The organism is Alteromonas sp. K632G, from assembly GCF_017653625.1.
GTDB lineage: Bacteria > Pseudomonadota > Gammaproteobacteria > Enterobacterales > Alteromonadaceae > Alteromonas > Alteromonas naphthalenivorans.
Window position 1 is genome coordinate 1 of sequence record NZ_JAGGDM010000058.1, and the last position, 940, is coordinate 940.

Consider the following 940-nt stretch of genomic DNA (forward strand, 5'->3'; position numbering starts at 1 on the left):
TCACGACTAAACCGGATCGTCAAACTGATCGTTTAGTTTCCGCCAACTGGTCAATAAATATTCACGATCTCACCCTGGAGTAAAAAGCTTAAATGCAATAAAAGATGTTTATAAATCACTTTCTGAAACAGACAGAATGTTTTTACCTGCTCAGGCAGTAAGAGAGTTTTTGGATAATCGAGCTATAAAAATAGCAGACATGAACGAAACCTTATCCAAAAAAATGAACCAAAGTTTTCAATACGTTGGTTCTCATCCTTTACTTGGTGAACTTGATGAATATAAAGCTCTGGAAGAGCAAGAAAATAATGTTCGCGAAGCGATTAAAGCTTATCAAGGCGAAATCAAGAAGACTCTTAAAGTAATAAAATCGTGGGGGTGGAACGATCCTGTAAGTGATATGTACCATGAAATATTAGGTGGTAGAGTTCTATCCGATGAAGCGCTAAATATTCAAGATATTGAAAAAGATCTAAAACGAAGAAATGAGTTAAATATTCCGCCTGGTTATAAAGACAAAACTAAAGATGAAAATCAAGCTGGAGATCTCCTTATCTGGCATGAAATCCTATTACTAGCTGCTGAAAAAAAGAAGCATTTAGTATTTATTTCTGGCGACGAAAAACCTGACTGGTGGCACCAAAGTGGAAAGAAACCACTATACCCAAGATTTGAATTGGTTGATGAATATAGAGAAAAATCAGAAGGGCAATCGTTTCATATTATAAGTCTTTCAAGTTTACTTGAGTTATATAATGCTGAAGAAGAAGTGGTTAAAGCTGTAAAATCATCTGAAGATAGTGTCAAATTTAAAACTAAACAATCACTCAATTCGAACTCAGAGTTAGCAGAAAGAGCATTGTCCCCCTGTGTCAGGATAGTTGTCGCCTCAGTTTTTCATAGTATTAGACAGGGTGCGGAAGTTAGGCATGAGTGAGAC

The 940-nt window shown here is 36.1% G+C and carries 1 protein-coding gene; it reads left to right on the top strand.

Features of this window, described 5'->3' with window-relative positions:
• Positions 1 to 97 precede the first annotated feature (97 nt).
• Complete coding sequence (locus J5X92_RS20855; protein WP_348272406.1) at positions 98 to 937, top strand: PIN-like domain-containing protein; 840 nt, start codon at positions 98 to 100, stop codon at positions 935 to 937.
• Positions 938 to 940 lie beyond the last annotated feature (3 nt).